The sequence below is a fragment of the Microcystis sp. M090S1 genome (assembly GCF_020246295.1).
GTDB lineage: Bacteria > Cyanobacteriota > Cyanobacteriia > Cyanobacteriales > Microcystaceae > Microcystis > Microcystis aeruginosa.
Map to the genome: position 1 here is coordinate 1 of NZ_JADBTF010000060.1, position 5544 is coordinate 5544.

Sequence of the window (5544 nt, forward strand, 5' to 3'; positions counted from 1 at the left end):
TAGGGCATACCGGAACCTTTGGGCTCGATCCAATAAACGCTTGGGGAGAGAATACCTCTACTTTTTCAGAAGCAATTCTGTCTAAGCAAGTAATCTCTGTGAACCAAGAATCCCCGTCTCTTTAGAGCGGGGAGTGTCAACAAAAGAAACTTTTCCGGTTGATTGTCCTTTTAGCCAAGAACAGGTTTTAAATTGGGATTATTTTCATGAAAATACCTTTTGAACAATGGATATAAGTAGGGAGGCACAATTATTTGTAGGATGGGTTAACGGTAGCGTAACATGAGCGGGCGTTGGGTTTCATGCTTCAACCCAACCTACGTTCTTTTGAACAATGGATATGGCAGTTTTAGGAGAAAATCGCCCTGCTGTCAAGACTGATTTTTTTCTTGCCAAATAGCTAAGGCCATTTGATGAACAAATCGCCAAGGTAGATGATGCTGACGGGCAATTGCGGCACAATCTTCGTATTCTGGTTGTACGGTAATCGGTTGATTAATTGACTCTTTGTAGGCAACTTTTAGCCGAATTTTACCATAGACAGTATCGATCGATTGTATCTCTCTTTTTAAGATTGATCGCTCTTGAATCGTCCTTCTAATGCCTAAAGTTGTGGTTTCCTGAAAGATCATATTTTCACAAATAGCAATTTTATCCAAGCCACAAATTACTGTCAAGAGTATCCCTAAACGAGATTTTTTCATAGTAATTGCTTGACTAAATACATCTAAAGCCCCTGCTTGTAATAAAGCCTCGCTTAAGTAGGCGATCGCTTGCGGATTTAAGTCATCAATTTGAGTTTCTAAAACTGCCACAGTTTCAATTTCATCTAGCTTTTCTGATTCTTTTTTCCCTAACCAAAGCCGGACAAGATTGGGAATCGGTAAATCTTTTGTCCCTGCCCCTAAACCGACCTTTTCTAACTGTATTTTGGGCGGTTTACCGAAACTTTTAGCTAAAGTTGTCACAATAGCTGCCCCCGTGGGTGTTACTAACTCCGCTGCGATGCCATTACTATAAATTGGTACTTGTCGATTACTTAACAATTGTACTACTGCTGGCACGGGAACCGGTAAACGACCATGGGCGGCCTGAACTGTACCGCCGCCAGTGGGTAGAGAAGAACAGTATAATTCACTCACCGATAGCCAATCCAAACCCAAACAAGTCCCGACGATATCAACAATGGCATCGGTTGCCCCCACTTCGTGAAAATGCACCTTTTCCGGCGCGATCCCGTGAACGGCTCCTTCTGCGATCGCAAGTTGTTGAAAAACCGCTAAACTCCATTCTTGGACTTTCTGGGGTAAATTTGCCTGTTTGATTAAATTTTCAATCTCCGGTAAATGGCGAGCGGGGGTATGATGGTGATGGTGGTGATGATAATCGGACTTCTCGGCAGTGACATCGACGTGAACCTTAGTGGCAATTTGACCGCGACGATGCACTTTTTCGGCCCTTAACTGATATTCATCCTCGATTCCTAAAGTTTTTAGTTGTGCAATCAGGTATTCTAGGGGGACTCCTAAATCTACTAATGCCCCTAAACACATATCCCCGGCGATTCCCGTGGGACAATCCCAATAGGCGACGATTTTGCTATCATGGCTACTATTTACTCTCTCCATCCCGAAAATCCCCAGCAACGTTCTATCCAAGAAATCTGTCATGCCCTTAAAAATGGGGCAATTATGCTTTATCCTACCGATACTGTCTATGCGATCGGTTGCGATCTCAATGTGAAATCCGCTGTCGAACGAGTTCGCCAAATCAAGCAACTATCTAATGATAAACCCTTGACGTTTCTCTGTTCTTCTTTGTCGAATATTTCCGAGTACGCAGTGGTCAGCGATCATGCCTATAAGATTATGCGACGAGTCATACCCGGTCCCTACACTTTTCTCTTACCGGCGACTAAATTAGTGCCGAAAGTGGTGATGAATCCGAAGCGGAAAACCACCGGTATCCGGGTTCCCGATCACGTTATCTGTCGCACTATTCTCGAAACCCTAGAAAATCCCATTATCTCTAGTTCTGCCCATCTTCCCGATCAGGAGGGGGATTTTCCCACCAAGGGATTAGAATCCGCTAGGTTATTCGATGCCCTCGATCATATCGTTGATTTAATTATCGAAGATGGTTCGGCTCCCGGTTCGGAAGTGTCAACAATTGTTGATTTTACCGGCGATCAACCGGAGATTGTGCGTCAGGGTTTGGGTTGGCCGGAATTACAACAATGGTTTTAACGAAGGCAGGGGGCAGCAGGCCGCTTTGTTCTCCCCACACCCCACTCCCCACACCCCACACCCCACAACTTGACACTGATAACTGATAACTGATAACTGATAACTGTATCGGTTATTGCGACTTTTTATTTCCTGAAAACCGCCTTGTGGAAGTCAAGTTAGTTGCTTAAGATAGAGGTAATCGCAGTCAGAGAAAACCTCTCAAGGAAATTATTACTATGGCTTTCACTCTTTATTCTCCCTTCCTAGAAATTAATTCTGTCCAACGTCAAATCGATCAACTTTTTCAAGAAGTATTACCGACAACTTCACTGCTATCTCGTCCCCCGGTGGAAATCTCCGTTAACGAGGATTCCGTGGAATTAAAAATCGAATTACCCGGTATGGATATTAAAGATATCGATGTGGAGGTTAGCAAGCAAATGGTGGCTATTAATGGGCAACGTGAATGCGCTGCCGAGGTAGAAAACAGCGAATTTTATTATGGTAAATTTAGTCGCTTGATTACCCTGCCAGTAGAGGTGCAAAATAGCCAAGTTACCGCTAACTATCAAGACGGTATTCTTTATCTCACCCTCCCGAAAGCGGTGGCAGAAAAAAATAAAGTGGTTAAAGTTAATCTTGGTTAGATGAGAAAAAGACTGGAGAATTTCTCCAGTCTTTGGTTTTATTTGTGGTCGCTAACTGTTAATTGGATTCTTTGCCATTTAGGTTGACGGGACGGGGTTGAATAACACCAAAACCGCCGTGATTGCGTTGATAGATAACATTGATTTCGTTCGTGTCTTTGTTGCAGAACATATAGAAATCGTGATCGACTAATTGCAATTGTGTTAGTGCTTCCTCAATAGTCATCGGTGGCATGGCAAAGTATTTCATCCGCACTACTTCCGCAGGTAATTCGGGAGTGCGATCGCCAATTAGGCTATCATCTAAGGGTTTCTCTTGCACCACCTCGCTAGTTTTAACGGGGGCGTTGGTGCGATGATCCACCAATCTTTCTTTATACTTGCGGAGTTGACGAGCGATTTTATCAGAAACTAAATCAATACTCGCGTACAAATTTTCGCTTCCTTCTTGAGCGCGAATCACTGTTCCATTAGCATAAACCGTTACCTCCGCTTTGTGGCGATCGGGAATGCGTGCATTCTTTTCCACGGAGAGGTGAACATCGACCTTTGTGGTTATGCCGTTAAAATGTTTCACCGCTTTCTCCAGCTTTTGTTCCACATAATCATGAATAGGTTCGGTGACAGCGATATTATTGCCCTGAATCAATAGCTTCATACTCACTACTCCATCTAAAAATTTTGCTATGGACTGCCCACATCAACTATTTTTAAGGGATGTTGATGCCAGGAATTTAATCCTCAAAAAAACTGCTCGATCGCGCTGTTGATTGAAAGTCAATTAGAGGTCACAGTCTAGATATTGTCGGTGTTCTCGTTCTCTTTTTTTTGTCGGATCGCGCGGAAAATTCATCGGGTCGAGCGCCTATTTGCAACTGGATTTATCTACCTCTATTCTAACAAGTTTCTTTAAACCTTCTCTTAACAGAAATGCGAAGTTCTGTTAACTTTCATTTAAAGAAACTGATTTTTGCCGCCAGCAAGGGAATCCGGTGATTGTTTCTCCTGTTCGACGGTTAACCTCGGAATAGATGGGATAACCTTAGATTAGCACTTAGTATTCTTCCCAACATCTATATCTTCCCTTCTTTTAATTTTCCTTTGCGCTCCTTCACATTTCTTAAATAATTTGACAAATCTCGCCATGAATGCTCAAAAAATACCTCGTCTCTGTGGGCTAAAAATTCGGGCAATTACGCCCTATTCTTTGGCAACAGCGATCGCTGGTGGGGCGAGAATTGCTAATCCCGACTTACCTGATATCCTGCTAAGTAGGGAGGCACAATTATTTGTAGGATGGGTTAGCGGTAGCGTAACATAATCGGGCGTTGGGTTTCATGCTTCAACCCAACCTACGTTCATCTTATATTTAATTCCACCCACCCACTTAACTAGCCTATACTCAACGGATTTAGTATCACTGTCGAGTCAAGAGGCAAAAATACAAATAAAGCGAGAACTGTCGCCCTTGCAGTTCCCGCTCTATTATTGTTGTATTGTTGGAGTATCTAACCCCCGAATATTGAGTTAAATTAGTACAAATCTTCTTCTTTGTGGGTGACGATCACACAGTCAGAAGTAGGATAGGCAACACAGGTGAGGACATAACCCGCTTCAATTTGATCGTCATCTAAGAAGGATTGCTCGGATTGATCAACGCTACCGGATTCGATTTTACCAGCGCAAGCAGAGCAAGCACCAGCACGGCAAGAAAAAGGTAAATCTAATTTTTTTTCTTCCGCTATATCGAGAATAAATTCATTATCGGGAACATCAATTGTATGCTCGCCATCGGGTGTTTTCAGGGTGACTTTATAAGTGGTTGTCTTTGTTTTCTTTGCCATAGGTTGTTCCTCAGTCTCAAAATCCTTTCTCTCCCCGTTTAGACTGAACGGGTCGAATGAGTTTCCTTTTTGATACTACGGGAAAATTTACCCGGCTCAACTTACCATTAGTAATGACAGCCTTAAATAAACTTAAAATAATATTTACTTATCTCTTGAGTCAAGAATACCAAATCCGTTTTTAATGGTATCATTAACTCCCAGTTCCCAGTTCCCAGTTCCCACCAACACTAAAGTTTTTTAGCCATCAGCTAGAAAAGCTAAAAGTCAAGAGTTGGGAGTGGGCGAGATGAAGAAGAAAAAAGCTTAATCCTGCAAAAAAGCGAGAGGATAACTCATATTCTCAGCAAAACCCAAGATACCTTGATCCCGATGCTCATAGGGTAAATTTCCTTGACTATCAAACAAAAAAGTCCCTCCCCGTTGGGTGAGATAACTGCTATCGGGGACATAGGTTGACCAATTGCCCAAAACTTGACTCATATTACGAAGTCTCAGGGTGGCTAATTCAAAAGGTCGCTGAAAACCTTGACCCCCAGCAAGATTGAATAGGGAACCCCGGAAGGGTGGTAAAGGCCGCGCTTGCATTGTTTCCTCCTCGGCAATTAATTGGGGAGCTTTGCGATCGCCAAGATAACCCCGCAGCACTTCGGCCAGAGTCCCCGGACTACCCACACCCGCACACTTGACATCCTCACCGCCGTAAACGGACGGTGATTCCCAAACCTCACGATTTAGGTTTCTGCTTCTTTCCCGAAGGATTTTTCGCACCTGCCTTAACAGATTTACTCTGTTCTGGTCTTATGGTCGCTCTACAGACTGACA

Annotated in this window: 5 protein-coding genes and 3 pseudogenes; 4 read left to right on the top strand and 4 right to left on the bottom strand. The window is 43.3% G+C overall.

Going from position 1 to position 5544, the window contains the following annotated elements; all coding sequences use genetic code 11:
- Positions 1-142: 142 nt before the first annotated feature.
- A pseudogene (locus tag IM477_RS22865) lies at positions 143-223 on the top strand (DUF29 domain-containing protein); the annotation flags it as partial.
- 148 nt (positions 224-371) lie between these two features.
- Here IM477_RS22865 and larC read toward each other — a convergent pair.
- Positions 372-1628, bottom strand: a complete 1257-nt coding sequence (larC, locus tag IM477_RS02515; protein WP_287730426.1) for a nickel pincer cofactor biosynthesis protein LarC — start codon at positions 1626-1628, stop codon at positions 372-374.
- Between larC and IM477_RS02520 the strand changes: the two genes are divergently transcribed.
- Complete coding sequence (locus IM477_RS02520; protein WP_079206982.1) at positions 1605-2246, top strand: L-threonylcarbamoyladenylate synthase; 642 nt, start codon at positions 1605-1607, stop codon at positions 2244-2246. The two genes, larC and IM477_RS02520, sit on opposite strands and share 24 nt — an antisense overlap.
- Positions 2247-2464: 218 nt before the next feature.
- Positions 2465-2875: an Hsp20/alpha crystallin family protein gene (locus IM477_RS02525; RefSeq protein WP_287730427.1), complete on the top strand. Its 411-nt coding sequence runs from the start codon at positions 2465-2467 to the stop codon at positions 2873-2875.
- 58 nt (positions 2876-2933) lie between these two features.
- Here IM477_RS02525 and hpf read toward each other — a convergent pair whose 3' ends face one another.
- Entirely contained in the window at positions 2934-3533 is a 600-nt protein-coding gene (hpf, locus tag IM477_RS02530) for a ribosome hibernation-promoting factor, HPF/YfiA family (RefSeq protein ID WP_147070251.1), read from the bottom strand.
- A 486-nt stretch (positions 3534-4019) separates the two neighbouring features.
- Here hpf and IM477_RS02535 point away from each other — a divergent pair.
- A pseudogene (locus tag IM477_RS02535) lies at positions 4020-4154 on the top strand (lipoyl(octanoyl) transferase LipB); the annotation flags it as partial.
- Positions 4155-4407: 253 nt separating this feature from the next.
- Here the strand turns inward: IM477_RS02535 and IM477_RS02540 are convergent.
- Positions 4408-4719, bottom strand: coding sequence for a ferredoxin (locus tag IM477_RS02540; protein WP_287730428.1), 312 nt, complete (start codon positions 4717-4719; stop codon positions 4408-4410).
- A 306-nt stretch (positions 4720-5025) separates the two neighbouring features.
- Positions 5026-5403 (bottom strand): annotated as a pseudogene (locus IM477_RS02545) (AhpC/TSA family protein); the annotation flags it as partial.
- Positions 5404-5544: the final 141 nt, after the last annotated feature.

Bases quoted from the DNA above. Each gene is read 5' to 3' on its own strand.
- IM477_RS02520 (WP_079206982.1), top strand. From the start codon at position 1,605: ATGGCTACTATTTACTCTCTCCATCCCGAAAATCCCCAGCAACGTTCT.
- larC (WP_287730426.1), bottom strand. From the start codon at position 1,628: ATGGAGAGAGTAAATAGTAGCCATGATAGCAAAATCGTCGCCTATTGG.
- IM477_RS02525 (WP_287730427.1), top strand. From the start codon at position 2,465: ATGGCTTTCACTCTTTATTCTCCCTTCCTAGAAATTAATTCTGTCCAA.
- hpf (WP_147070251.1), bottom strand. From the start codon at position 3,533: ATGAAGCTATTGATTCAGGGCAATAATATCGCTGTCACCGAACCTATT.
- IM477_RS02540 (WP_287730428.1), bottom strand. From the start codon at position 4,719: ATGGCAAAGAAAACAAAGACAACCACTTATAAAGTCACCCTGAAAACA.